Annotated in this window: 22 protein-coding genes; 7 read left to right on the top strand and 15 right to left on the bottom strand. The window is 47.5% G+C overall.

All coding sequences use genetic code 11. From position 1 onward, the window contains the following. The first annotated feature begins 389 nt into the window (after window positions 1-389). The 4 genes from SDE_RS13905 to SDE_RS13920 all read left to right on the top strand — a co-directional run bounded on the left by SDE_RS13905 (window position 390) and on the right by SDE_RS13920 (window position 4,751). Window positions 390-1,328: a sugar kinase gene (locus SDE_RS13905; protein WP_011469133.1), complete on the top strand. Its 939-nt coding sequence runs from the start codon at window positions 390-392 to the stop codon at window positions 1,326-1,328. A 52-nt stretch (window positions 1,329-1,380) separates the two neighbouring features. Continuing rightward, window positions 1,381-2,487, top strand: a complete 1,107-nt coding sequence (locus SDE_RS13910; protein WP_011469134.1) for a glycoside hydrolase family 117 protein — start codon at window positions 1,381-1,383, stop codon at window positions 2,485-2,487. A 344-nt stretch (window positions 2,488-2,831) separates the two neighbouring features. Continuing rightward, window positions 2,832-3,698: a transporter substrate-binding domain-containing protein gene (locus tag SDE_RS13915; protein ID WP_011469135.1), complete on the top strand. Its 867-nt coding sequence runs from the start codon at window positions 2,832-2,834 to the stop codon at window positions 3,696-3,698. Window positions 3,699-3,887: 189 nt separating this feature from the next. After that, window positions 3,888-4,751, top strand: a complete 864-nt coding sequence (locus SDE_RS13920) for a hypothetical protein (RefSeq protein ID WP_011469136.1) — start codon at window positions 3,888-3,890, stop codon at window positions 4,749-4,751. Here the strand turns inward: SDE_RS13920 and SDE_RS13925 are convergent. From SDE_RS13925 to SDE_RS13985, 13 genes are all read right to left on the bottom strand, one after another. After that, window positions 4,741-6,030 (bottom strand): hypothetical protein, encoded by a 1,290-nt coding sequence (locus SDE_RS13925; RefSeq protein ID WP_011469137.1) that lies wholly within the window; start codon window positions 6,028-6,030, stop codon window positions 4,741-4,743. The genes SDE_RS13920 and SDE_RS13925 overlap by 11 nt on opposite strands. 209 nt (window positions 6,031-6,239) lie before the next feature. Then, on the bottom strand, window positions 6,240-7,535 hold the full coding sequence (locus tag SDE_RS13930; RefSeq protein WP_011469138.1) for an adenylosuccinate synthase: 1,296 nt from the start codon (window positions 7,533-7,535) through the stop codon (window positions 6,240-6,242). 78 nt (window positions 7,536-7,613) lie between these two features. Next, window positions 7,614-8,798, bottom strand: coding sequence for an ATP phosphoribosyltransferase regulatory subunit (locus SDE_RS13935; protein ID WP_011469139.1), 1,185 nt, complete (start codon window positions 8,796-8,798; stop codon window positions 7,614-7,616). Window positions 8,799-8,811: 13 nt separating this feature from the next. Next, window positions 8,812-8,997, bottom strand: coding sequence for a DUF2065 domain-containing protein (locus SDE_RS13940; RefSeq protein ID WP_011469140.1), 186 nt, complete (start codon window positions 8,995-8,997; stop codon window positions 8,812-8,814). Window positions 8,998-9,173: 176 nt separating this feature from the next. Further along, window positions 9,174-10,049, bottom strand: a complete 876-nt coding sequence (gene hflC, locus SDE_RS13945) for a protease modulator HflC (RefSeq protein ID WP_011469141.1) — start codon at window positions 10,047-10,049, stop codon at window positions 9,174-9,176. Between the two features lie 2 nt (window positions 10,050-10,051). After that, the gene (gene hflK / locus SDE_RS13950; RefSeq protein ID WP_011469142.1) at window positions 10,052-11,212 is read right to left on the bottom strand and encodes an FtsH protease activity modulator HflK; all 1,161 of its coding nucleotides are present in this window, start codon (window positions 11,210-11,212) and stop codon (window positions 10,052-10,054) included. 49 nt (window positions 11,213-11,261) lie between these two features. Next, the gene (gene hflX / locus SDE_RS13955; protein ID WP_011469143.1) at window positions 11,262-12,587 is read right to left on the bottom strand and encodes a ribosome rescue GTPase HflX; all 1,326 of its coding nucleotides are present in this window, start codon (window positions 12,585-12,587) and stop codon (window positions 11,262-11,264) included. A 12-nt stretch (window positions 12,588-12,599) separates the two neighbouring features. Next, complete coding sequence (hfq, locus tag SDE_RS13960; protein ID WP_011469144.1) at window positions 12,600-12,860, bottom strand: RNA chaperone Hfq; 261 nt, start codon at window positions 12,858-12,860, stop codon at window positions 12,600-12,602. Window positions 12,861-12,998: 138 nt separating this feature from the next. Then, the gene (gene miaA / locus SDE_RS13965) at window positions 12,999-14,009 is read right to left on the bottom strand and encodes a tRNA (adenosine(37)-N6)-dimethylallyltransferase MiaA (RefSeq protein WP_011469145.1); all 1,011 of its coding nucleotides are present in this window, start codon (window positions 14,007-14,009) and stop codon (window positions 12,999-13,001) included. Window positions 14,010-14,013: 4 nt separating this feature from the next. Next, window positions 14,014-15,906, bottom strand: coding sequence for a DNA mismatch repair endonuclease MutL (mutL, locus tag SDE_RS13970; RefSeq protein WP_011469146.1), 1,893 nt, complete (start codon window positions 15,904-15,906; stop codon window positions 14,014-14,016). A gap of 1 nt (window position 15,907) precedes the next feature. Next, entirely contained in the window at window positions 15,908-17,212 is a 1,305-nt protein-coding gene (locus SDE_RS13975) for an N-acetylmuramoyl-L-alanine amidase (protein ID WP_049762794.1), read from the bottom strand. 114 nt (window positions 17,213-17,326) lie between these two features. Then, on the bottom strand, window positions 17,327-17,800 hold the full coding sequence (gene tsaE / locus SDE_RS13980) for a tRNA (adenosine(37)-N6)-threonylcarbamoyltransferase complex ATPase subunit type 1 TsaE (RefSeq protein WP_011469148.1): 474 nt from the start codon (window positions 17,798-17,800) through the stop codon (window positions 17,327-17,329). After that, entirely contained in the window at window positions 17,800-19,302 is a 1,503-nt protein-coding gene (locus tag SDE_RS13985) for a bifunctional ADP-dependent NAD(P)H-hydrate dehydratase/NAD(P)H-hydrate epimerase (protein WP_011469149.1), read from the bottom strand. The genes tsaE and SDE_RS13985 overlap by 1 nt, the downstream gene beginning before the upstream one ends. A gap of 204 nt (window positions 19,303-19,506) precedes the next feature. On the opposite strand from SDE_RS13985, the gene queG reads away from it, so the two are divergent. Beyond that, window positions 19,507-20,616 carry a tRNA epoxyqueuosine(34) reductase QueG gene (gene queG / locus SDE_RS13990; RefSeq protein WP_011469150.1) on the top strand — a complete coding sequence of 370 codons (1,110 nt, stop codon included), beginning with the start codon at window positions 19,507-19,509 and terminating at the stop codon, window positions 20,614-20,616. Window positions 20,617-20,759: 143 nt separating this feature from the next. Further along, on the top strand, window positions 20,760-23,315 hold the full coding sequence (locus SDE_RS13995) for a glycoside hydrolase family 3 C-terminal domain-containing protein (RefSeq protein WP_226986430.1): 2,556 nt from the start codon (window positions 20,760-20,762) through the stop codon (window positions 23,313-23,315). Window positions 23,316-23,407: 92 nt separating this feature from the next. Here the strand turns inward: SDE_RS13995 and SDE_RS14000 are convergent, their stop codons facing one another. Together SDE_RS14000 and orn are read right to left on the bottom strand one after the other, a co-directional pair. Next, the gene (locus SDE_RS14000; RefSeq protein WP_011469152.1) at window positions 23,408-24,643 is read right to left on the bottom strand and encodes an MFS transporter; all 1,236 of its coding nucleotides are present in this window, start codon (window positions 24,641-24,643) and stop codon (window positions 23,408-23,410) included. Between the two features lie 130 nt (window positions 24,644-24,773). Then, the gene (gene orn, locus SDE_RS14005; RefSeq protein WP_011469153.1) at window positions 24,774-25,319 is read right to left on the bottom strand and encodes an oligoribonuclease; all 546 of its coding nucleotides are present in this window, start codon (window positions 25,317-25,319) and stop codon (window positions 24,774-24,776) included. Window positions 25,320-25,491: 172 nt separating this feature from the next. On the opposite strand from orn, the gene rsgA reads away from it, so the two are divergent. Continuing rightward, complete coding sequence (rsgA, locus tag SDE_RS14010; protein ID WP_011469154.1) at window positions 25,492-26,523, top strand: small ribosomal subunit biogenesis GTPase RsgA; 1,032 nt, start codon at window positions 25,492-25,494, stop codon at window positions 26,521-26,523. Window position 26,524 lies beyond the last annotated feature (1 nt).

The following is a 26,524-nucleotide window of genomic DNA, read 5'->3' on the forward strand; positions in this document are numbered from 1 at the left end:
AATAGGCGCCAGAAAGGCAAAAATTGCTTAGCGAAGAAGGTTAACTAAAAGGTAAAAATTAGAGCAAAGTCACACCAACGGGGGAAGTATTACACCTACTGGAAATGTAAAAAGAAGGGAGCCCCACGGCACTGTATGGGCAAGAGCAAAACAGGTAGGACACCCCGTTAAACCGCTCCCTTTAACCAATCACTAACTAATTCCAGTGGCAATAGCCTAACGCCATTTTTGTATACAATCAACAATATTGCAAAATATTCCTATAACTCGCTTTCTTAGACGGATTGGCACAGCCGCGCCAAACATCATTGTATATTGTTGACAATAAAGGCTCTCACAGCTAATCTCTTACTGAACCTTAATAGCACTACAAGAGAATACGGAAGCGAATGACTAGCACCCTCATAATTGGCGAAAGCATGGTAGAGCTAACTCATCACACCGATGATTTGCTGCGAAAGTCGTTTGCTGGCGATACTCACAGCGCAGCGGTGTACCTTAAGCGTTTGGCCGGCGATAGTGAAGACGTAAGCCTACTTAGCGCGGTGGGCCTAGACGGGTTAAGTAACGAGCTTATAGAAGCCCTCAATAAAGAAGGGGTTAGTACTCACACTGTATTACAGCACCCCACTCGCACAATAGGGCTATATATGGTGCACACCGATTCGCAGGGCGAACGCAGCTTTCAGTATTGGCGTTCGCAGTCGGCTGCACGCGCCACTATGGCATTACTAGAGCAACAACCAGCGCTGCTGGCCGATTTAGCACCAACCAGAGTGTTTTTTTCGGGTATCACGCTTGCCATCTTCGATAGCACCGCACGAGCGCAACTGCGCGAGCTGCTCGAACAGCTAAAAATGCGAGGCACACAGGTTATCTTCGACCCCAACTACCGGCCAGCGCTGTGGCAAAACAAAGAAGAAACAAAAGCCGAATACCAGTGGGCGTTTGCAGTTAGTGATGTCGTACTCCCTGGCTTAGACGATTTGAACAAGCTTTACGGCACAAGCTCAATGCAAAGTGCTGTAGCGTTAGTTAAGACCCTTTGCAGCGGAGAAGCTATTATCAAAAATGGGGAACACGGCGTAACCTACCTCAATGCTGACACACAATTTTCGGTAGAGGTTGCCCCAGTAGCCAAACCTGTCGACACCACGGCTGCGGGCGATTCGTTTAACGCGGCCCTAATGGCCGCTCGCAGTAAAGGGTTGCCTCCACAGCAGGCCATTGAATTTGCCGCCAGCGTGGCCGCCATCGTAATACAACATAAAGGGGCCATTATCCCCAGAACAGAATTGCAGCACGCCATTAATCAGTTAAATACCTAATGCCTTGCAACAAACCATTTAATAAACCTCTAACATCAAACAAGCTAAGAATATGAGCGATTCAAAAGTAAATAAAAAATTGAGTAAAGCTAGCCTGCGAGCCATAGAGCGCGGCTACGATGAAAAGGGGCCTGAATGGCTGTTTGAGTTTGATATTACCCCACTAAAAGGCGACTTAGCCTACGAAGAAGGCGTAATTCGTCGAGACCCCAGCGCAGTATTAAAGGTGGACGATGAATATCACGTTTGGTACACCAAGGGCGAAGGTGAAACAGTAGGCTTCGGCAGCGACAACCCCGAAGACAAAGTCTTCCCATGGGATAAAACAGAAGTTTGGCACGCCACCTCTAAAGATAAGATTACTTGGAAAGAAATTGGCCCTGCCATACAACGCGGCGCAGCTGGGGCATATGATGACCGTGCAGTGTTCACCCCCGAAGTCCTGCGCCATAACGGCACCTACTACCTTGTATATCAAACGGTAAAAGCGCCCTACTTAAACCGATCGCTAGAGCATATAGCCATCGCATACAGCGATTCCCCCTTTGGCCCATGGACCAAATCCGATGCGCCAATTTTAAGCCCAGAAAATGACGGCGTTTGGGATACGGACGAAGACAATCGATTTTTAGTAAAAGAGAAAGGCAGTTTCGATAGCCACAAAGTACACGACCCCTGCTTAATGTTTTTTAACAATCGTTTCTACCTGTATTACAAAGGCGAGACTATGGGCGAAAGCATGAACATGGGCGGCAGAGAAATAAAACACGGTGTAGCCATTGCCGACTCGCCACTTGGGCCCTACACCAAAAGCGAATACAACCCTATTACCAATAGTGGCCATGAAGTTGCCGTATGGCCCTACAAAGGTGGAATGGCCACCATGCTAACCACCGACGGGCCAGAAAAAAACACCTGCCAGTGGGCAGAAGACGGCATTAACTTTGACATTATGTCGCATATAAAAGGCGCACCAGAAGCAGTAGGTTTTTTTAGACCAGAAAGCGATAGCGACGACCCTATAAGCGGCATTGAATGGGGGCTAAGCCACAAGTACGACGCCAGCTGGAACTGGAACTATCTATGCTTTTTTAAAACGCGTCGACAAGTTTTAGATGCAGGTAGCTATCAGCAAACAGGCGATTCCGGAGCAGTATAACTAGGTGTTCCGGAAAAATATAAATGGATGTTGCTATGTAAATTTTAACGAGCCCATTTATGTTTAATTGTGATTGTAATCAAGCTAGCACCGCGAAAGAGCCTCTTTCGCGGCATCAACTAGGTGACACAGTAACGAAGTACGCATATGCGTTTACTGGTCAGTTTAATTTCCCTGTCCAACGCCCAGCATCATCTTTCGCAAACATACTTCTCCAACAGTTTAAGCTTCACGGCGACTTACCGTTTAGGCCCGGTAGGCTCCATACACATTTCCTAGGCCCTACTACGTTACCCGCCGGTATGGCTCAATTACTCTCACCGTCGACTTTGAGATAATAATTTATGAAACTCATTGCTACTTTCGTACTTTTAATTACTTTACTTGGCAGCTTACCGGTATTCAGCCAAAGCATTACTGGCCAACTAAATATACCCAATTTAGACACAGAAAAAGACATGCTCATTCACCAATTACTTGATTTAGCATTAAGTAAAACGGGAAGTAATGTGGAGTATATTGCGCAACCCAATCAGCTAAGCGCGGGCCGACTTGTAGAACGCGTTGAATCGAATAAAGTTGATGTTTTTTGGGCTGGCATGTCGCCCGAAGTTGAAGAAGCGCTGGCACCAATTCGCATACCTATTTTTAAAGGGTTGCTTGGTCACAGAATTTTTGTAATACGACGAGGAGATGAGCACCGTTTTAAATCGGTTAAAACATTAAGTGACTTGCAACATTTTTCTGCCGGTCAAGGCCGCTTCTGGGGAGATACAGACATACTGCAGAAAGCTGGTTTACCCGTAACAACCACAGTAAAAGGTGCCAATTTATGGCCCATGCTCGACGGCGGCCGATTCGACTACTTTCCGCTTGCAGTGCATGAACCTTGGAGCGAAATCGACGCTCGCCCAGATTTAGATTTAACAGTCGATTCGAACGTACTGTTAGCTTATCCATTTGCCATGTATTTTTACGTTAATAAAAATAATACCGAGCTATACAAAGCCATTGAAACCGGTATGAACATAGCCATAGAAGATGGCAGTTATGACAAAATGCTTTTCAATTCATCGATGCTAAAAGACGCACTGGTTCGAGCAAAAGTGGCCGACCGAGCAGTTATTCGCATAGCCAACCCCACTATGCACCCCGACACCCCTGTAGACGTTGCTAAATATTGGTTCGACCCCACTGCCAAGTTATTTTGAAGCTATTTAAAAGTGCTTAAAACCGTTTTTATGGGGCTTACGCCCCATGCAACGCATTAAGTGGTATTTCACACATCTATTTAACGTCTCAGAAAATCTACTGCTATTATTAAACAAGCACGCTCAACAGAGTATTAACAAAGCAAGTATATTGCTTTTTTCTTTGTTCACCCTATTTCTGAGATTAAAATGAAATATCGCTGGCTACTGCTATTCGTTTTTCTAACGCTTTGCCATAGCGCCCTAGCGCTAAATGGCAAAGTTATTACACCTGCCGTAGACACCCCAAAAGACGCTTTGATAAATGACCTGCTGCAGCTTGCTCTAAGTAAAACCACCGCATGCACACTGTTTACGGTCTACCCAGAGCGATTATCCACAGGCCGTATGACAGAGCAAATTATTAACGGAAAGCTAGACGTATTTTGGGCAGGCATGTCGCCATCTTTAGAAGAAACGTTGCTCCCCATTAGAATCCCTATATTTAAAGGTCTAATTGGGCACCGTATTTTTGTAATAAAAGCGGGGGACGAAAAAAAGTTCAGCGATATAACAACACTACAACAACTAAAACAACTTACCGCTGGCCAAGGCCAATTCTGGGGCGATACCGCTATTTTAGAAAATGCCGGCCTCCCCGTTACCAAAGCAGTAAAGGGTGACAACCTTTGGTCTATGCTGGATGAAAAACGCTTTGACTATTTAGCGCTAGCCATACATGAACCCTGGACAGAACTACAAAGGCGCAGCAATTTAAGCTTAGCCGTAGAACCAAATATTTTGCTTATTTACCCTTTCGCAATGTACTTTTACGTTAACCCAAAAAACACCTTACTGTACGAGCAAATCAAAACAGGCATGAACTTAGCAATAGAAGATGGCAGCTACGATGATTTGCTATTTAACTCGCCTATGATAAAAGAAGCGCTCGCTCTCGCAAACGTTAGCACTCGCAGTATAATCCGCATAGAAAATAAAACTATACACCCCAATACACCTATACATATAAAGCACTATTGGTTTGACCCGCTTGCCCCGCTACCTAGTCCTTAACTTTAAATGTAACTGCGGGGCATTCAATTTCATAATTAGTGCAAAGGGTATTGATGGTTTCAACTGTTATCTTTTTGTTATCAAACACCTCCGCTACAAACGCATCTAAATTAACGGACCCTTTACTTTTCTTTAGCAGCCTATTGTTTAACTCCTCGAAATAGAGTACCGCCTTTGCCGTTACTTCACCGGTTGAGTTTTTACCTAGTAGCGTGGTTACATTTTTTGACCACTTTTCTAGATCGGCTAATACAATGTTGCGCCTTGTGTCGGTTAAGCCTCCTGCACGGTACAACCACTCTATTGCGTAGAACTCGGCCAAGCCTTCAGCTACCCAATCGTTATTTTTATCCCCAGAAATACCGCTTACCACGTGAAATATTTCATGCAAGATAGTGCTCGTGCCATTCTCACTTACTAGAGGGCGGTCTTCGTGTAAATATAGCGAATTAGGAGACGAAAGCCCGCCACGCCACATGGGCTTACCTGCACCCACTATAAGAATTTTGGCGGGGGTAACCTCAAAAGTGTTGGTCACCTGCGGCCAAACAAAAGTCAGCATGGTTAGAATATCCATGCGCCTAAATTCACTCTCTTTAGGCGCGCTAACCGAAAGGTATGTCTCGCCTAGCTTTACGCGTCGCGTACCTAAATCCCCAGCAATAAACCAGCCTATAGGCCTATCAAAACGTCGACTAGGGTTATCGATAATATACGCATCGCTTTCACTGTGATCCAACGCTTTGGGCCAACCAGAATTAACACTGCTCCAATTTTCAGGTAAATCAAACACTAACACAGATTTTGATTTAGCCCCTTTTTTTGCTCTCACTCTTGCAGATGGAATTAAGTCATCCCCGCGAAATATTGCCCATTGCGGTGAAATATAAGCGTCGTACTGCTTACCACCAGATTCTTTTTTACGTGCTCGATTAATGGCTACATCGTAAGTAAGCATCGCATCTTTTGCTGGCGGCACCCACTTAACATTACCTTCCGCAACGGTTAGTTCACCGTTACCGGTAAAATTGGTGTGATATTTTTTGTCGATATTAAAATCTAGCCAGACTAAATCTCGCGCATTGGCGATTTCAATACGCACCTTTGCCGATGAGGTTTCAGGGTGTAATACCACATGGTAAGTAAGATCATAATATCGCTCATCACTATTATTGCTTGCTTTGCTTGTGTTGCTTGCACCATCTGCACACGCAGGCAAAGCCAGCACCAACAATATAAATATATACACGCGGGTTACACGAATTGAAAAGAGAGCCATTCTAGTTAAACGCCTTTCTAGTTAGGTTAGCGAAATTAAAACAAGGTAAGCGTGCCTTAAGATACACGGTTTGAACAGGAGCTAAGTCGAATTTTTGAATGTGTAATCAACTTTTAAACGCTTAAATAATTACTTGGGTCCAATACAAAAAAACCCGGCTATTGCCGGGTTCTAATTCAAACATGTTATTCACACATCAAAGGGGTTAATTAACCTTCAAATGGGTGACGCAACACAATAGTCTCTACACGATCTGGCCCAGTAGAAATAATATCTGCAGGAATACCTACCAACTCTTCTAAACGGCGAATATAATTTACCGCTTCAACGGGGAGTTCTTCCATAGTTTTAGCGCCAACTGTAGATGCGGTCCAACCAGGCATAGATTCGTATACAGGTTGTACATCGGCCCAACCTTCTGCATCACACGGAATACCAATCACAGCGCCGTTGCTATCTTTATAGCCAACGCAAATTTTAACTTCGCTTAGGCCATCTAATACGTCTAACTTAGTAAGGCACATACCAGTCATGCTATTAATGCGAACCGCGTGGCGAACTGCAACAGCATCAAACCAACCAGTACGACGTTGACGACCAGTGGTTGCACCAAACTCGTGACCTTTTTCACCTAAATGTTTACCAACGTCACATTCAAGCTCTGTAGGGAAAGGACCAGAACCCACACGCGTGGTGTAAGCCTTAGTAATACCCAGCACGTAATCTAAATACAATGGGCCAAAACCAGAGCCAGTTGCTGTACCGCCAGCGGTAGTATTTGAAGACGTTACAAACGGGTAAGTACCGTGATCGATATCTAACAGGCTACCCTGTGCACCTTCAAACAAGATGTGCTCGCCGTTTTCGCGCGAGGTGTGCAGCATATCAACCACATCGGCAATCATTGGGCGAAGTTGAGCACCCAACTCTAAGGCTTTGTTTAATACTTCTTGGTAATCTACTGGCTCTGCACCGTAGTACTGAGTAAGTGCGAAGTTGTGGTATTCCAATACTTCGGCCAACTTAGCAGCAAAGCGCTGCTCGTTTAACAAATCACCCAAGCGCAAACCACGACGAGACACTTTATCTTCGTAAGCCGGCCCAATACCGCGGCCTGTGGTACCAATTTTCGCATCACCACGTTTAGATTCGCGCGCTAAATCTAGCGCTACGTGATAAGGCAAAATAAGTGGGCAAGCTGGCGAAAGCTTAAGCTTGCTGCGTACTTCTACGCCATTGGCTTCTAGCTCTTCTATCTCTTTGATAAGCGCTTCTGGGGATAACACCACGCCGTTACCAATCATGCACGTTACACCATCGTGCAATATGCCCGAGGGGATAAGATGAAGTACGGTTTTCTTACCTTCGATAACCAAAGTGTGGCCAGCGTTATGGCCCCCTTGGAAACGTGCCACCTGGCTTACTTTTTCTGTAAGAAGGTCAACAATTTTACCCTTACCTTCATCACCCCATTGGGTGCCTAGTACGACTACGTTTTTACCCATTGTCAATAAACGCTCTTTTAAAAGTTACTCTTGTCACTTAATTGTTTTTAAGTGATTGAAAAAATTAACGCCGATTAATTACTTAATCGGCGCTACTACGAATTCTTCGCCCTGCTTAATCAATTTACGATTACAGTGCTGGTGTTTGTATGGTGCTGTTTGCCCTGCTAGGGCACACACTACGCGCTCACCACTTGCGCGCAGCTGCTTAATCTTCGCCCAGATACCGTCTGCGTCGCTATCCTCTACATAAATACCAGAAGGGGCTAACTCACAGCGGCCGGTTACACGGCTAATAGACATAAGATCGGCTGCAAAGCCTGTTGCCGCGCGCGCGCGCCCAAAGGCTTCACCAACATGATCGTACCTGCCGCCATTGGCGATTGCGTTGCCAAGGCCTGGGGCAAATGCGCCAAAAATTACACCGGTGTAATAGTGATACCCGCGCAATTCGCTCAAGTCGAAATAACGCTTGGAATGCGGGTAGCGCTCGGTTAACACAGAGTCGATCATTTCGAGCTCGTCGATAGCCGCAGACACTTCTGCCGGCGCATCTTCAAATAGGGCTTTAGCTTCAGCGAGAATATGATTGCCACCCGCTAGGCGAGGTAACGCCAATAACCATTCAGCCATTTTTGCATCGGTTATGTTATTGGCAACCCAAGACTCAATGCTATTTATAGATTTGGCTTGCAGCAGCTCGAAGTACACTTCTTCTTGCTCTTTGCTAATACCGGCTTCTTCGATTAGCGCACGGTATACGCCAACGTGACCAATATCTATGTATAAGTCTGGCAGGCCTGCGGCCTCTAGCGTTTCTAACAATAAAGAGATGACCTCTATATCGGCGTCTAGGCCACTTTCACCAAACAGCTCTACACCAACTTGAATAGGCGTGCGCGACGCCAAAGGCCCCTTGGGCTTGGTGTACATCACATGGCCCGCGTAGCAAAGGCGATTTAAGCCTTCGCGCTGCAAGCTGTGGGCATCCATTCGGGCTGCTTGAGGGGTTATATCCGCACGTATACCCATGGTTTTGCCAGAGAGCTGATCGGTTATTTTAAAGGTATCTAGGTAGGCATCTTCACCTGAACCGGTGAGAAGGGAATCGATAAATTCAACCATAGGTGGGATAACATAGTCGTACCCCCAGGACTGAAAAAGGTCTACTAAGCGTCGACGCAAACCTTCTACTCGGCTTGCTTCCTCGGGGAGAACTTCTTCTATACCGTCTGGCAATAGCCAACGATCTACTTTTTTCATTCTATATCCGTAATTACTTTATAAGGTAGAGCAAGCTCGCGCCGGTTAACATACACACCAAGCCTGTAATTCGCAGGGTGCGATTATCCACTGTGGCGAGCTGAGCCGCCAGCTTTCGCCAGCGATTTGGGTACAAAAATGGCAGAATGCCCTCGATTACCAAGATTAGGCACGCTGCTTTTGCGATTTCTTCCCACATATTCTGTAGCTTTTAGCTGCTAAAGCCTTTGGCACAAAGCTATTTGCGCACCTTTGTCCGCCAACATGAATCGGCGGCATAAAAAAACCGGCTTGTGTTAGCCGGTTTCCTTATTTTACCACGAAGTGAACGCGGGTAAACAGCTTAAAAAATAGCCTTAGCCAACTTTTTACGCTTTACTTTTTCTTATTTGTACTGTTGAAGTACTCAAAGAACTCACTTTCAGGTGATAACACCAATACATCTTGCTTGCCGCTAAAGGTGCTGCGGTAAGCTGTAAGGCTGCGAACAAACGCATAGAACTCTGGGTCTTTGTCGTAAGCAGATGCATAAATAGCAGCCGCTTTCGCATCGCCCTCACCGCGCAGTAATTCAGACTCTTTATACGCCTGCGCTTCGAGGATAGTTTTTTGACGCTCGGCATCCGCCCGAATGATGGCAGCTTGCTCACCACCTTTCGCTCTGTGCTCTTGCGCTTCACGCTGACGCTCAGCAGCCATACGACTAAAGATAGGCCCACTCACCGTATTCGGCAGGTCGATTTTCTTCACGCGAACATCGACAACTTCTACACCTAAAGATTCTTTGGTGAAGCCGTTAAGCTGTTCGGTTAAGTTGGTCATCAACACTGCACGCTCGCCACTCACCACTTCTTGCAGTGAACGCTGCGCGAACTCGTTCCGTAAACCTTCGTTAATACGCTGCTCGAGTAAGCGCTGTGCACGTATCTCGTCACCGTTGGTAGAGGTATAGAATCGGCTTACATCTACAATTCTCCACTTGGCAAATGAATCCACCTCTACTGCTTTCTTCTCTACGGTAAGAAACTTAGCCGCACGAGAATCCAACGTAAGTACTCGCGCATCAAAAATCTTAACTTGGTGCATCAAGGGCACTTTAGCGTGTAAGCCCGGCTGTAAATCTGACTCAACCACCTCACCAAACTTTAACAGTACCGCGCGCTGAGTTTCGTTCACCACATACAGCGATTTAGACGCAACAATTGCGACAATTGCTAAGGTGGCCAATATAAACAATGTTTTAGCATTCATAATTAACGTAACTCCCTGCGACGAGATTGCTGTGCCGCTGCTTCGCTGCGCAATTGATTCATTACTTGGTCCACTATCGCGTCCACGTCTTGCGGTGTAGCCGCCTTAGCGGTTGAAGTACGCGTAGCCTTAACTATCTGATCGAGAGGCATGTAGAACATATTGTTACCGCCCTCAACATCCACCATTACCTTGGAGCTGTTTTCCATCACTTCTTGCACAGTATCTATGTACAAACGACGACGGGTAACTTCTGGAGCCTTTTTATACTCAGCTAACAAGTATTCAAAACGCTTCGCCTCACCCTCTGCCTGTGCGATAACTTGCTCTTTATAAGCTGTAGCTTGCTCGATAACACGCTGAGCTTCACCACGCGCCTTAGGAATAATACCGTTGGCATAGGTTTGAGCTTCGTTTTGAAGACGCTCTTCGTCTTCGCGCGCCTTACTCACATCATCAAACGCAGATTGAACCTCTTTGGGGGGATCGGCTTCTTCGATGTTCACCTTGTCAACGTTGATGCCGGTTTTGTAGTTATCTAAATACAATTGCAACAGCTCACGTACTTCAACTGCAATTTGCTCACGGCCTTCGGTAAGCACGTTGTGCATAGGTGATGAACCAACCACATGGCGCAAGGCACTGTTGGCCGCTTGCTGCAAGCTCATCTCTGGGTCACGCACTTCTAAAAGGTAAGCTTTAGGATCGATACGTGAATACTGAACAGACATACGAATATCCACAATATTCAAATCTTTGGTAAGCATTTGTTGACCCGTGCTCCACTCCTGCAAACTCAGTGAATCCACTTTGCTTACAGAGTCGATTAACGGTGGGTTCCAGTGCAAGCCTGGGCCTTTAGTCTCGCTATATTTACCGAGGTGCAATACTACAGCGCGCTCTTTTTGGTCTACCTGATAAATACCGGCAAACACATAAATAATAGCCACAACAACTAACGCGAAAATAAGAATAGTGCCATTAAAGCCACCTTCGTTGCGTCCATTATTGGTGCCGTTTCCGCCACCTTTACCGCCGAATAAGCCGCTTATTTTGTTTTGAAAGTTACGTATAACTTCGTCTAGGTCCGGTGGGCCGTCGTTACCACGATTTCCACCCCAAGGGTCTTTATCGTTGTTACCACCCGGTTCATTCCAGGCCATAGGTTTCTCCGTTATTTATGTAATTGATTTTAAGTTTTGATGGAATACGTTAGCCGGCGACAACACTTGAAGCTTGGTCGTCGTCCTGCGCCCAACACAAATCGTTGATGGTGAGACTTTCGGCCGAAAGCATACGATGCAAATCCGCCTCGGGCAATCGTATTTCGATAACACATGTACCATCGCTTTGGTGACTTTCGCCAACCACTGCGTTTTGGCGGTACAAGCGCGCCCGCAAGCTCCCCATTGATGCTGGCAACAATACTTTTTGGTGAACAATGTTATCGGATAGAAGCTCTGTTATTGCCTCCATCAATTGCTCTATACCCGCACCAGACTGCGCCGACAGCCACACGGCAACGGGCTTGCCTAAATCATCACGATCTATTCGCGCATCAACATTGGATAGCAAGTCTATTTTGTTGTGCACCATTAACACCGGTAAATCGCCAGCGCCAATTTCGTTCAACACTAATTTAACCTGTTCAATATTGCGCGCGCGCTCGTCATCGGCGGCATCCACTACGTGCAGAAGAATATCAGCACTTGCAGCCTCTTCTAAGGTAGCGCGAAACGCCTCCACTAAACGGTGGGGCAAATTGCTAATAAAACCTACGGTATCGGCCAATATTGCTGGGCCAACATCACGCAAGCCGATGCGACGCATGGTGGGGTCTAAGGTAGCGAATAGCTTGTCTTCGGCGTATACACCGGCATCTGTAATGGCGTTAAACAGCGTAGATTTGCCGGCGTTGGTGTAACCCACCAAAGAAAGCGTAGGAATTTCTGCTCGATTGCGCGCGCGTCTGCCTTGCTCGCGCTGCTTGCGTACGCGATCTAAACGTTTGTGAATAGATTTTATACGGGCGCGAAGAAGCCGGCGGTCGGTTTCGAGCTGGGTTTCACCCGGCCCCCGCATGCCTATGCCGCCTTTCTGGCGCTCCAAGTGAGTCCACCCGCGAATTAATCGAGTAGACATATGCTGCAGCTGCGCCAGCTCCACCTGAAGTTTACCTTCATGAGTGCGGGCGCGCTGGGCAAAAATATCTAGAATTAATCCGGTTCGGTCAAGCACACGACAGCCGAGCGCATGCTCTATATTGCGCTCTTGGCTGGGAGTAAGTTGATGGTTGAATATCACTAACTCAGCATTGTGCTGCTTAACCATGGCCTGCAGCTCTTCCAACTTACCCGTTCCAACAAAGTACTTGGAGCTGGGGGTTGATCGACTACCGGTTAGGAAGTCTACGGGGTCGCCACCGGCCGAGAGGACGAGTTCTTCAAACTCTCGAGGATCTTCAGACTGTTCTGCTTGGGAAATTTCCAGGTGAACTAGAACAGCTAGCTCACCGGATTCAGGTCTATCAAAAAACAAAGAAAACTCCGATTAACCCCCGTTTTCGTCCTCTGCGGACGTGCCATCTGCATTCAATAAAGGAACGCGAACTGGACGAGAGGGAACAACAGTGGATATAGCGTGCTTGTAAACCATTTGGCTTACGGTGTTTTTCAATAAAACTACAAACTGGTCAAATGACTCTACTTGTCCTTGCAACTTGATTCCATTTACAAGGTAGATGGATACAGGAATGCGCTCTTTGCGCAGGACGTTGAGGTAAGGGTCTTGTAAGCTGTGCCCTTTTGACATGTTTATTCTCCTTTAAGAATATAAGTAAGTAATACCCACCAAACTATCGAATCGGTTGGTCGCGCCCCAAAAAGGGGAATAAAACGCGCCAAAACGGCTAGCGGAGGTAAAAAAAGCGTAATTAGAACTGACGGTTCATTATATTGTTCTTTTGGCCAAATAATTCAAGGCTTTATTCACAATTTCTTCAGAAGAAAGCAAATTAGCGTCTTCATCTTGAGTATAGATCCATTCGAGCCCCTGCCAACTGCGTAACCAAGTAAATTGCCGTTTTGCCAATTGGCGGGTGGCGGCTATGCCTTTTTCTCGCATTTCGTCATAACTGGATACGCCCGCAAGGTAATCCCACGCTTGGCGGTACCCCACCGCACGAATAGACGGCATATCTACATTCAGGTCGTTGCGGCTATACAAAGCTCTGACCTCGTCAATAAAGCCTTGTTCCAACATCATATCAAAACGCTGGGCAATTCTTTGGTGAAGAAGTGTTCGCTCTCGCGGCGCTACACATATTTGCACCCAATCGTATGTATCAATTAACCCGTTATTGGCTTGGCCCCGCCACGCCGACATGCGCTTGCCCGAAATTACATACACTTCCAGCGCGCGCGATATGCGATGGGAATGATTGGGATGAATATTGGCAGCGGTTTCTGGGTCAACACTTGCCAGCTCGCTGTGCAGTGCAGGCCAGCCCTCTTCGCTCGCGCGCTTATCTATTTGTGCACGCACGGCTGGGTCTGAAGCAGGCATGTCGGATAGGCCTTCCAGCAGCGCTTTAAAGTACATCATTGTACCGCCCGCAAGTACCGGTATTTTACCTTGCGAATGTATCGATTCTATTTCAGCTTTAGCATCGCGACAAAAATCTGCTACCGAGTATGCTTCCGCAGGATCGCGTATATCAATAAGACGGTGAGGAGCTAATGCCAGTTCACTAGCAGTTGGCTTGGCAGTACCGATATTCATATCGCGGTACACCATAGCGGAATCTACGCTAATAATTTCGGCGCCCAACTGTTGGTGTAGCGCAATAGCTAAATCTGTTTTACCTGCAGCCGTTGGCCCAACCAACGCAATAGCTAAAGGCTTTCGATCGCCTCTTGGCGCGCTTAAGCGGTCGACTAGCTCTTTATTTGATTCAGCCAATGGCTTACTGCCCCCGCATAAAGAGTTTATCTAGCTGCGCTAATGTCATTTGCGACCAAGTTGGCCTACCGTGGTTACATTGCCCACTGCGCTCTGTGGCTTCCATATCGCGCAATAGAGAGTTCATCTCGGGGATAGTTAATTTGCGATTGGCGCGCACTGAGCCGTGACAGGCCATTGTCGATAAAATTTCGTTAATATTGTGCTCAATCCGACTGCTGGTACCGTACTCGATTACATCGGCAAGCACATCGCGCACTAAATCTTCGACTGTTGCGCGGTTTAGAATTACCGGCACCTGTCGAATTAAAATGGTTTCTGGCCCCGCCGTTTCTACCGTAAACCCTAAACGAGCAAATAAGCTCGCGCTCTCTTCAGCCAGGGCAGCTTCTTTTTCGCTAACGGCCATAGACAGTGGTACTAACAGCGGCTGAGAGGCCAGTTGTTCGTGGTCGAATTGCTGCTTTAATCGCTCGTAGGTAATGCGTTCGTGCGCCGCGTGCATATCCACCACTATCAAGCCGTTGGCATTTTCGGCCAAAATATAAATACCCTTTAACTGGGCTATTGCGTAGCCTAGCGGTGGTATTTCGGCGTTATCTTCCTGCAAATTGTTCACCGGAGTTTGCGACGAATTGGTGTACTGCAGGTTTGAAGGTGACCCCGTTGGCGAGGTTAAGTTTGCGTATTGAGTAATTTGCTCGCTTACATTACCCACATTAGCAGGCGAGTACGCCGTTGAGTAATTAGCTGTCGAACTTGAATGGTAACTACCCGCGCCATTCGATGCAGCGTTACTGGTGCCCGCCAAGCCCAATGCGGACTGCACTGGCTGCTGTTGCGATAAAGAGGCAATAGAAGGCTGCTGATAAGTAACAGGCTGCTCTGCCGAGGGGCGAACATCCGCAAGCGCTTTGTGCAGGCTGCTAAACAAAAAGTCGTGCACTAAGCGGCCGTCGCGAAACCTTACTTCGTGCTTAGTGGGGTGAACATTCACATCCACATTGGCTGGGTCTAGCTCTAAATACAGCACATAAGCGGGGTGACGGCCGTGATACAACACATCTTGATAGGCCTGTTTAACCGCGTGCGCCACTAGTCTGTCTTTAATCGCCCGACCATTAACATAAAAGTGCTGTAAATCTGCCTGACTGCGTGAAAAAGTAGGTAACGCCACCCACCCCCACAAACGCAAACCGGTGCGATTAATATCTACATGCACGGCGTTTTCCATAAACGCAGGGCCACAAATTTGCGCAACGCGACGCTCTTGCTCGGCCAAGCTATTTGCTGGGCGCCAGTTGTGCACAACCTTGCCGTTATTTTTTAAGCTAAAGCCCAACTCAAAACGCGATAGCGCAATGCGTTTTAAAATATCTTCTATACGTGAATATTCTGTTTTTTCTGTGCGTAGAAATTTACGGCGCGCAGGGGTATTAAAAAATAAATCGCGCACTTCTACGGTGGTGCCCTGCGGATGAGCTGCAGGCGAGAGTTCCGCCTCCATATCGCGCCCCTCGGCCTGCGCACACCAAGCAGTATCTTGCTGGCCGTCGTTGCTGGTTAATTTCAACCGTGCAACAGAACTGATACTGGCCAACGCCTCACCGCGAAACCCCAAAGTGCCAACGGCTTCTAAATCATCTAAGTGATAAATTTTGCTGGTAGCGTGACGGCTAAGAGCTAAGGGCAAGTCGTTCTTACCTATGCCGCACCCATTATCGCGCACGCGCATTAACTTTACGCCACCGTTTTCGATTTCTACATCCAGCTGTTTTGCACCGGCATCCACACTGTTTTCTACCAGTTCTTTAATAACAGATGCAGGGCGCTCTACCACTTCACCAGCGGCAATTTGGTTAGCCAATCGCGGGCTAAGCTTTTTAATTTCAGGCATATTAACTTGTAGGAATGGTTAGCTTTTGGCCAACTTTGATGTTTGTATTGTTTAAGCCATTAGCTTCTAAAAGCTGCGCCACGGTTGTGCGGTAGCGCTTGGCAATAGATGAGAGGGTATCACCTCTAGCGATTATGTGCTCAACCGTGGCAGCACTGCCACCAGAACCTTTGCCGCCGTGCTTTTTCCAAGCCACGTAAGAATCGGCCGGTGGCACATCGTAAAAATAACTTTTAACACCGTTAAAAATTGCTGTGGCCAATTTTTTGCGGTGGCTATCGGTGCTTAACGCTCGCGCTTCGTCGGGGTTTGATATAAACCCTGTTTCTACCAGAATAGATGGTACATCTGGCGATTTCAAAACAGCAAAACCCGCCTGCTCGACTTGGTGCTTGTGAAGCTTGGTAATTGCGCCCATTTGTTTAAGCACGCGATCACCCACGTTCAAACTGTTAGCAAGAGTTGCATTCATGGATAAATCCACCAACACACCCACTAACATTTCATCTTTATCATCGAGGCTCACATCGCCCACACCGCCAATTAAATCCGCTTCATTTTCTTTTGACGCAAGAAAACGAGCTGTCTCACTGGTAGCCCCGCGACGAGATAGAGCAAATACTGACGCGCCTTTCGCTTTGGGGTTTTTAAATGCATCGGCATGAATAGAAATAAATAAATCTGCGCGTATTTCTCGGGCTTTATTGCGGCGCGCACGCAGTGGAATGTAGTAATCACCTGTTCGCACCATTTGCGCCTTGTACCCGGGTTCGCTATCTATGAGCCGCGCTAACTCTTGTGCAATTTTAAGTACTACATCTTTTTCGCGAACACGCTTTGGCCCCAGTGCGCCAGGGTCTTCACCGCCGTGGCCAGCATCAATGGCAATGACGATATCGCGCTTGCTTTCCGGTGCTTTGGCAACGGTTTGGACTGTTTTTACGGTAGCAGTACCTTCATCGTATAAATCTATTACCAATCTATCTGGCTTGTCGGCAAGCGCTAACAGTGCAAAACTTCGTGGTTTTACCTCTGTTTGTAAATCGAGTACAACGCGTAAATCGGTTTGGTTGCGTTTGCCATAGCGCATTTTGCCAATAGGCGAGCCGCTAAAGTCTAGGCCGTCGGTATTGGCTGCGAACTTGGCGTTTTCTATATCAATAACTAGTCTTGCGGGGGAATCCAAGGTAAATATTTTATGCTCAACAGGCCCAGTTAAATCGAACACCAAACGTGTGTTATCTGGTGCGCGCCAAACACGTACACCCTTAACGTCTGCCGCCATTAACCATTGGCTAACAAGCATTAGTACTAGGCAAAATGCGATTTTAAACCTGTAACCCACGATAAGTGCGTCCTTCGTTGTGACGTTATTTGTATAATTAATCGTTAGCGAATATTGGTAAAGCTTCCACAGCTTTTATTCATTTATGTTATCCACCCAATTCATGCCATTTGTTGTTAGCCCACAAAGTGTAGCGCTACGGCCCTCCCCACTGGGCACTACCTTAACCAGAATATCCGCTTGAGGCAAAACACCTTCGCCCTTTTCAAACCATTCGATTAAACAAATTGCTTCTGCACTAAAGTAATCGCGAATCCCCATATATTCTAGCTCTTCAGGGTCGCCAAGCCGGTACAAATCGAAATGGTAAATGGTGCGCTGGGCTAATTCATATGGCTCGACCAATGTATAGGTAGGGCTTTTAACCGGACCTGAATAATCAAAACTATGCAGCACTCCGCGGCAAAAAGTGGTTTTGCCCGCGCCAAGGGTGCCATCTAAAAATATGACTGCTCCTGCGGGAATCATCTTCCCCAGCGCAGCACCTAGCGCTACGGTTGCCTCTTCGTTTACCAGGTAAATTTCTTTTTCGACTAACGCCTGCACCACTAGTTTAACAACTCCCTAATAAATGGAATTAAATCGGTCGCCATTACACCACGCACACCCGCTTCTTGCACGGCCAAATCGGCGGCATCACCGTGGGCGCACACGCCCAACTGAGCAGCTTCAAATAAGGTTAAACCCTGCGCAATCAAGGCGCCAATCACGCCACTAAGTACGTCGCCCATGCCACCGGTTGCCATTCCTGGGTTGCCAACATTCGCCACCACTAATTGATCCGCACCGGCAATAATGGTTCCAGCGCCTTTCAAAACGACTACACCGCCATATTTAGTTTGAATAGCGCGGGCTGCGGCAAACCTATCGGCTTGAATTTCTGCCACAGAGCAGTCTAGTAGGCGCGCCGCCTCTCCTGGGTGCGGCGTTAGCACCCAGTTATCGCGTTGCGTTTTTCGCACTACGCGCCCTTCTGCCAACAAATTCAATGCGTCGGCATCCATTACCAAGGGTAAGTCTGTAAGTGTTGCTTGCTGCAGCATTTGCTCCGACCACGAGTCACGCCCAAGGCCTGGGCCCAATACAACAACCGTTGGTTTAGCCAATACAGGCTCGATAGCCTGGCCTGACGCCACACCTATTACCATAAGCTCTGGGCAACGGGCGAGAATAGGCGCAACATGAATGGGCTGGGTAGCAATACCCGTTAACCCTGCCCCCGTGCGCGCAGCAGCTTCGCCTGCCATAGCGGCAGCGCCACCCATACCCACATCACCACCTACTACTAACACATAGCCAAACTGCCCTTTATGAGCGTCGGCTTCGCGCTCTGGCAAGCTTGGCATAAGCGCCAAGCGCGATGTGCGTGTAACCTCGGGTTTAATGGCGTCATATATGGAAGCGGGTACACCTAGGTCATCAAAATACACATCACCGGTAAAGGCTGGGCCTCGGCCGGTTAACAAACCGCGTTTTACACCAATAAATGTAATAGTCGCCGCACACTTTATTGCGTCGCCCCACACTTTTCCGGTATTGCCACACAAGCCAGAAGGCAAATCTACCCCTAATACTGGGGCTGCGGAATTATTTGCCCAAGCTATTGCACGACTATAATCGCCCTCTACTTCGCGCGATAAGCCAGTGCCAAACAGCGAGTCAACTATTACCGTACTAGCATCAATTTGAACCGTATTTAACTCAGAACCGGCTATAACCGTTACGCCTTCCTGCTGGGCGTAGTTGTACGCCTTAAGTGCGTCACCGCTTAGGCCAGCAGGGTCTGCTATCGCCACAGCGTGTACATTCAGTTTTTTCTGCGCAGCCAAAGCCGCAATAACATAGCCATCGCCACCATTATTACCGGCACCACATAGCACTACTACAGACTCTACTTGGGGCCATTGTTCTAGCAGTAATTCAAATGCTGCGCGACCGGCGCGCTTCATAAGTACAATACCGGCAATATTTGCTTGCTCAATGGCGAGGGCATCTAACTGTTTGACTTGTTCACTGGTGTACAAACTGGTGGGAAGTTCTGGTGCGGTCATAGGAGATCACTATTCATTAAATGACTATTTGGCCAGCCGTTAGCTAACCAAATGCGTTATTACATTTTGAGCCTAGGTTTTTACGCGTATACTTGGCGGCCTAGACATATTGTTGGCGATTATACGGCACTACTCGTAAGGGTTATAGCGCTGTGCAAATCATAATCGTTACCACAACCCTCAACACTGGCAATAAAGCACGCTATGAACCAGCCACTCCATACACTCGCGCAGCTGATAAAAGAGTGGAGTCGTGAACTTGGCTTCCAGCAGGCAGGCATTACCGATACGGACCTATCTAATCAAGAAGATCGTTTTCGTGCGTGGCTCGCAGCGGGGTATCAGGGTTCGATGGAATGGATGGCGGAGCACGCCGATTTGCGTTTAGACCCAGAAAAACTGCACCCGGGTGCCTGTCGAATTATATCGGTGCGCTTAGATTACCTGCCCCCCGATACCAACCAAATTAAAATTCTTAAATCTGCAGATACTGCGTACGTATCGCGCTATGCACTGGGCCGCGACTACCACAAGCTTATTCGCAAGCGCCTCGCAACTCTGGCAAAAAAAATTGAAGCGTGGGCGGTCGAAAACCAAATAGATGTACCTCTAAGCCAGCGCCCATTTGTAGATAGCGCCCCAGTAATGGAGCGACCACTCGCAGAAAAAGCCGGCCTAGGTTGGACAGGCAAGCACACTCTTATCATTAACCGTCACGCGGGCAGCTACTTCTTCTTGGGGGAGCTATTTACCAACCTGCCTCTACCCGTGGAAACACAAACCGCAGAAAATCTGTGTGGCGACTGCACAGCATGCTTAAAGGTATGCCCAACAGATGCCTTTCCAACCCCTTACACGCTCGACGCTAAACGCTGTATTTCTTACCTTACCATTGAGAACAAAGGCCCCATTCCAGAAGAGTTTCGCGAGCCCATAGGCAACCGAGTATTTGGCTGTGACGACTGCCAAGCCATTTGCCCGTGGAATAAATACGCCACCCCCACGGACGAGAAAGACTTTCACCCGCGCCACGGGCTAGAAGCGGCGAAACTTAACACGCTGTTTAGCTGGGACGAGGCAACCTTTCTAAAAAATACTGAAGGCTCGGCCATTCGTAGAATTGGCTTTGAAAAATGGCAACGCAATTTAGCGGTAGGCATAGGCAACGGCCCTAGCTCTCCCGAAACCATTGATATACTTAAACAAAAGCTTCACACCAGCACCCCGCTTGTAGCCGAGCATATCCACTGGGCGATAAAGCAACTGCAAAACCCAGATCGCAAACGCAAGCGCAAAATCAAAGCACAAGCTTAGGCCTCACGCTCATAACCTTTTATTAACCCCCTCCCCTCTATACTTCGTCATCAACTACGGGCAACAGGCCCATACATCATCCAAGCTGCACTTAAAATATGCTGCTAAGCTTAAAAAACACTCAACTCAAAAGAAGTATGAACATGAACCTTAAACACCTCTTTCTGGTTGCTTTGGCGCTAAATATTGCTGCGTGCAATGTAAAAGAGCCCGCGGCGACAAATGATAACCACATTAGCTACCAAGCCGCTCGCGAAGCGCGCTTGGCAAAAGTTGAAGCCGAAGTTGAACGCCTGCTGCCACTATTAACACTAGAAGAAAAAGCCTCTTTGGTTCATGCGAACAGCAAATTCTCTATCGCCTCTATCGAGCGGCTAGGCATTCACGAAATGTGGATGTCTGATGGCCCCCACGGCGTGCGCTATCAAATCGAACGCCACGGCTGGGCACCAGCAGGCTGGACAGATGACAACTCCACTTACTTACCACCGCTTACTACCGTAGCCGCCAGCTGGAACCCCGAAATAGCTGCCCTTCACGGCGATGTACTCGGCGCAGAAGCTCGCCACCGCCGTAAAGATGTAATATTAGGCCCAGGCGTAAACTTAGCTCGCCTGCCACTTTATGGTCGTAACTTTGAATATATGGGTGAAGACCCCTTCTTGGCATCACGTCTTGCTGTGGCAGAAATTAAAGCCATTCAAGAAAATGACGTGGCCGCCTGTATCAAACATTTCGCGCTTAACAATCAAGAGCTGAATCGCACCGGCGTAAACGCCAAACCCGATGAACGCACATTACGCGAAGTGTATTTACCCGCCTTCGAAGCCGCCGTTAAAGAAGCGGGCGTGCACACCATAATGGGGGCCTACAATGAATTTCGCGGTACCAACGCCAACCAAAGCAAACATTTAGTAATGGATATTCTAAAAGGCGAATGGGGCTACAAAGGCGTGTTACTCACAGACTGGAACGTAGATATCAACACTTACGATGCCGCTGTTAACGGCCTCGATATCGAAATGGGTACAAATGTAGATAGCTACGACGACTACATGCTTGCCCAACCAATGATCGACATGATTAAAGCGGGCAGCATTCCAGAGTCAGTACTTGATGATAAAGTTCGTCGCATACTGCGCGTGCAACTCAGCATAGGCATGATGGACAAATACCGCTTATCTGGTGAGCGCAATACTGCCAAGCATCACGAAGCTGCACGCAAAATTGCATCTGAAGGTATTGTGCTACTAAAAAATGAAAACATTCTGCCGCTAAATAAAAACAAAATTAAAAACGTATTGGTGCTTGGCCCCAACGCAGACAAAGTGCACGGTTTAGGCGGTGGCTCGTCAGAAGTGCCAGCACTTTATGAAATAACCCCGTTACAAGGGTTAAAACAGAAGCTGGGAGATAATGTAAACATTACCGTTATGCGCGCACGCTATGACGGTGTGTTAATGCCTATCGCCAGTGATTATGTTACTTCTCGTCACTGGACCGGCACACCTGCATGGAACATGGTGCGTTACTCGGATGCTGCGCGCACCCAAGCTATTGGCGACTCCGCCATTGTTGATTCGGCTTATTCTTCGCCTGCAGGCACGACTAAAGAATACGTCACCATGACCGCCACAATTAAACCGTTAAAATCGGGCGAGCACACACTCAAAACATCGGTGATGGGCGATTTCGAATTAAAAATTAACGGTAAAACCACAGTAAAACATAGCAGCACTAGCGGCGATGTAGTAACCCAAAAAATCGCCCTCAACGGCGGTGAAACATACAGCTTCGAAATTTTATACAGCGGCAATAAAAACTTTACCTTGGGCTGGGATGCACCGGGAGATTTATTTACCGCAGAAAAAGAATACATAGCCGCCGCGAAAAAAGCGGATGTAGTGTTTTACTTTGGCGGCCTAACCCACGGCGACGACCGCGAAGCAATTGACCGCCCTCACATGAAGCTGCCTAACCATCAAGACCCAGTTATTAGCAAAGTATTAGCTGCAAACCCGAACACGGTTGTATTTTTAATTGCAGGCTCTGCTGTAGAAATGCCGTGGGCCGATAAAGCTAAAGCTATTGTGTGGGGCTGGTATGGCGGTATGGAGGCCGGTAACGCCTACGCCGATATGCTATTTGGCGATACCAACCCCAGCGGCAAAATGCCAATAACTTTACCAAAGGCACTGGAAGATACTGCTCCAATCGCACTGAATGATTACAACCCTGTTGAATCACTCTACACCGAGGGCGTGTTTATTGGTTACCGCTGGTTCGAAAAACAAAACATCGAGCCGCTATTCCCGTTCGGTCATGGTTTGTCTTATACCCAGTTTAAGTACAACAATATAAAGCTCTCTAGCGCGAACATTAAAGGCGACCAAACCGTCACCGTAAGCGCAACCATTACCAATACTGGCAAAGTGGCCGGCGCTGAAGTTGTACAACTGTATTTGCATGACGAGCAAGCAAGCGTAGAACGCCCAGCAAAAGAACTTAAAGGTTTCCAAAAAGTGTTTTTAAAGCCGGGTGAAAGCAAAGCGGTAAATATTACGCTTAATAAACGCGCCCTTTCATTTTGGGATGAAAACAGCAACGACTGGCTTGCAGAAACAGGTAAATTTAATGTGCTATTGGGCGCATCAGTAAGCGATATACGCTTACAAACTAGCTTCCAATACCAGCAGTAATTAGCACAGCACTTAAATATTTAAAAAACTGAAAGAATTAAAAGGCCCGCATTAACATCCGTGAATGCGGGCTTTTTGTTATTTAAATAACCTTACTTTTTTACGCGATAGGCCATATACCCCATAAGCGTTGCGGCAGACACATAAACCGCCACACCAGACATAAGCGCCTGAATACTCATACCGTTATCAATTAACACGCCAAATAAAATAGGACTAACCGCTGTAGACCAAACTGCGAACGAACTCGTCATAGAACGAATTGCGCCTAGCTTCTCGGTGCCGTAAACCTCGGCCCACAAAGCGGCACCTATTGGGCCACCGCAACCAATTGAAACGCCAAGTAAACCAAGCATTGCCCAAGCCACCCAAGGCCCATTAGCGAAAGCAAGTAACAGCAAGGCGAATACAATTGGCAGCGCTTTGAATGGCAGTAATCGAGTTGCGCTAAAGCGATCAATTAAAAAGCCCACCCCCATTGAACCTAAACCGTGCACAACACCATAAAAAATAAAGCACGCGGCAAACCATTCGGGGCTCCACTGTTTTTGTGCAAGAATAAAACCTTGATGAATAAACACCCCAGTTACCACAAATGGACCAGAGAGCATTACCGGCAAAGCCAACCAAAAACGATAATCCCTTAGTACCTGCTTGCGCCCCACAGCTTGGGTAGCTGGTTGGTCTTTTACGCTCGCTTCTAAACTTTGCGCTTTTATCTCTGAGTCTACCTGCAAACCAAGCTGGTGTGCCCGGCGCACAACAAACAGCATACAAGGAATAAACACAACGGGAATAAGTAACGCGAATGCCGCCCAGCTCATTTGCCAACCGAATTTAGCTATAAACAACACTGCTAAAATAGGCAGTATTACCTCGCCCACAGGCACACCCATTGTTGCAATACTTAGCGCCTTACCTCGGTTTTTATCGAAGCTGCGCGCCATTGTGGTTATACCCGTATGGGGGAACAAACCCTGTCCGAATAAACGCACAAGAAAAAAACCAATCACCAACAAAACAATATTGTGCGTAAACGCGAGCGTTAAACAGCCAACAAAAAGCCCCAAAGCCACGGTACTGGCAAATCGCCGCAGCGACCATTTATCAATCCAGCCGCCTACAAACATTAATGCCGAACCCGACACCAAGGTTGCAAAGGAATAAGCTGCACCGTAGGTTGATGCACTTAAGTTAAGATCCGCCTGAATTGCAGCGCCGTACCAACTAATAAAAAAAGATTGGCCAAAATTGCCAAAGAAAACGGCGAGAAAACCAAAAACGAGCAAGGGCCAGCCCTGCTGTAAGAACTGCCAATAATTACGCACAACACACCAACTAGAATAAATTACATCGACACCATGCTAAGCGCTGCCCAGCACAGAAATATTACGACAAAACAATTAACAACGTTGCGATCAAGCCGCTAGATCGCAACGTACGAGGAAAGGAAATACATTACAACTTAATAAAATGCTCACGATAGTGCTTAAGTTCAGCAATAGAGTCTTTAATATCGTCTAGCGCCAAGTGTGCGCCTTTTTTTGTAAAGCCGTTCAACACTTCGGGCTTCCAGCGTACAGCTAACTCTTTAAGTGTACTTACATCTAAATTGCGGTAGTGAAAATACGCCTCTAAACGCGGCATATAACGCGCTAAAAAGCGTCTATCTTGACCTATCGAGTTACCGCAAATGGGCGATTTACCTGCTGGCACCCACTGCTGCAAAAACTCGATAGTTTGTTGCTCGGCCATCGCGGTGCTAACAGCGCTATTTAAAACGCGCTCTGTTAAACCCGATTTACCGTGCTGATTGGTATTCCATTCATCCATACCATCCATCACCGCTTTGGGCTGCGCTATGGCTAGCATTGGGCCTTCTGCGAGCACATTTAACTGCGCGTCGGTCACTATGGTGGCAATTTCTATGATTACATCGCGGTCGGGTACCAGACCGGTCATTTCTAAATCAATCCAAATTAGGTTGTTATCGCTGATTGTCATCGTATTTTCCACTACAATAGCCAAAATCTCAGTTTAGCAGCTCGCTCGGCCCCTCGGCTATGCAGCGGTTACTTATACTGGGGTGAATAGGCAATTTAATTTAGCTTTTAATTTCGCATGCACCACAACCGTGAAGAACCCTATGCCCCACTGCCAAGAGCAACACTAACCCATGGCCAAACGAAGATTAAGCAAGCGTCAAGTCGACCGCATTCGCGAACGCCAGTCCCAACGGTTAGACACCTCAGTAGCCGCACCAGATGGAAAACAACTAGGCTCAGAGCAAGCGGGGCTAGTAATAGCCCACCACGGCAAACAAGTGCAAGTAGAAACACTTGATAACAGCGATGACTCACCGCGTCGTTTGCGCTGCCATTTACGCGCCACACTCGGTAGCGTTGTCACAGGCGACCGCATTGTTTTCCAAGAAGATGATAGCAGTGGCATTATTGTGGCCATTCAACCTCGTTCTAGTACACTAGTGCGACCAGACAGCTACGGTAAACTTAAGCCTGTGGCTGCCAACGTCGACCAACTACTTATTACCATAGCCTGTGCACCAGAGCCTTTCTCTGGGCTAATTGACCGCTACCTTGCCGTTGCCGAAAACCTACATATACGGCCTGTATTGCTATTCAATAAACTAGACTTGTTGCAAAGCGATGAAATAGATAGCGCAATTGCCAATAAAGTGGCCAAATTGCGCACGCTATACACCTCCCTTGGTTACCGCTGTATTGACACCTGCGCAAAAAATGGCGACGGCTTAGACGAACTACGAAACACCCTGCAAGACAACACTAGCGTGTTTGTTGGGCAGTCTGGGGTGGGTAAATCGTCCATAATCAAAAAATTATTACCCGACCAAGAAATTGCCATTGGCGCCCTTTCCGATGCTATTGATAAAGGCCGCCACACCACCACCCACTCGGAATTGTTTCACTTTCCCTTTGGCGGTGACTGTATAGATTCACCCGGTATTCGCGAGTTTGGCCTTTGGCACCTTAGCCCAAAAGAAGTGACCTACGGGTTTATCGAAATTAGAGACATTGCTGGCCTGTGCAAATTTAGAGACTGCTCACACACTCACGAGCCCAGCTGTGCAGTGTTAAACGCCGTTGAAGACGGAAGCTTGCACCCAGAGCGTTACGAAAACTTCCAACGCATTGTCCAATCGCTAGACGACGTAAACATGCAAGGTTAAT

This window comes from Saccharophagus degradans 2-40 (assembly GCF_000013665.1).
GTDB classification, from domain to species: Bacteria; Pseudomonadota; Gammaproteobacteria; order Pseudomonadales; family Cellvibrionaceae; genus Saccharophagus; species Saccharophagus degradans.

What these genes read in the sequence shown, in the direction of transcription:
- SDE_RS13905 (WP_011469133.1), top strand. Translation starts at nt 390, where the DNA reads ATGACTAGCACCCTCATAATTGGCGAAAGCATGGTAGAGCTAACTCAT.
- SDE_RS13910 (WP_011469134.1), top strand. Translation starts at nt 1,381, where the DNA reads ATGAGCGATTCAAAAGTAAATAAAAAATTGAGTAAAGCTAGCCTGCGA.
- SDE_RS13915 (WP_011469135.1), top strand. Translation starts at nt 2,832, where the DNA reads ATGAAACTCATTGCTACTTTCGTACTTTTAATTACTTTACTTGGCAGC.
- SDE_RS13920 (WP_011469136.1), top strand. Translation starts at nt 3,888, where the DNA reads ATGAAATATCGCTGGCTACTGCTATTCGTTTTTCTAACGCTTTGCCAT.
- SDE_RS13925 (WP_011469137.1), bottom strand. Translation starts at nt 6,030, where the DNA reads ATGGCTCTCTTTTCAATTCGTGTAACCCGCGTGTATATATTTATATTG.
- SDE_RS13930 (WP_011469138.1), bottom strand. Translation starts at nt 7,535, where the DNA reads ATGGGTAAAAACGTAGTCGTACTAGGCACCCAATGGGGTGATGAAGGT.
- SDE_RS13935 (WP_011469139.1), bottom strand. Translation starts at nt 8,798, where the DNA reads ATGAAAAAAGTAGATCGTTGGCTATTGCCAGACGGTATAGAAGAAGTT.
- SDE_RS13940 (WP_011469140.1), bottom strand. Translation starts at nt 8,997, where the DNA reads ATGTGGGAAGAAATCGCAAAAGCAGCGTGCCTAATCTTGGTAATCGAG.
- hflC (WP_011469141.1), bottom strand. Translation starts at nt 10,049, where the DNA reads ATGAATGCTAAAACATTGTTTATATTGGCCACCTTAGCAATTGTCGCA.
- hflK (WP_011469142.1), bottom strand. Translation starts at nt 11,212, where the DNA reads ATGGCCTGGAATGAACCGGGTGGTAACAACGATAAAGACCCTTGGGGT.
- hfq (WP_011469144.1), bottom strand. Translation starts at nt 12,860, where the DNA reads ATGTCAAAAGGGCACAGCTTACAAGACCCTTACCTCAACGTCCTGCGC.
- mutL (WP_011469146.1), bottom strand. Translation starts at nt 15,906, where the DNA reads ATGCCTGAAATTAAAAAGCTTAGCCCGCGATTGGCTAACCAAATTGCC.
- SDE_RS13975 (WP_049762794.1), bottom strand. Translation starts at nt 17,212, where the DNA reads ATGCTTGTTAGCCAATGGTTAATGGCGGCAGACGTTAAGGGTGTACGT.
- SDE_RS13985 (WP_011469149.1), bottom strand. Translation starts at nt 19,302, where the DNA reads ATGACCGCACCAGAACTTCCCACCAGTTTGTACACCAGTGAACAAGTC.
- queG (WP_011469150.1), top strand. Translation starts at nt 19,507, where the DNA reads ATGAACCAGCCACTCCATACACTCGCGCAGCTGATAAAAGAGTGGAGT.
- SDE_RS13995 (WP_226986430.1), top strand. Translation starts at nt 20,760, where the DNA reads ATGAACCTTAAACACCTCTTTCTGGTTGCTTTGGCGCTAAATATTGCT.
- orn (WP_011469153.1), bottom strand. Translation starts at nt 25,319, where the DNA reads ATGACAATCAGCGATAACAACCTAATTTGGATTGATTTAGAAATGACC.
- rsgA (WP_011469154.1), top strand. Translation starts at nt 25,492, where the DNA reads ATGGCCAAACGAAGATTAAGCAAGCGTCAAGTCGACCGCATTCGCGAA.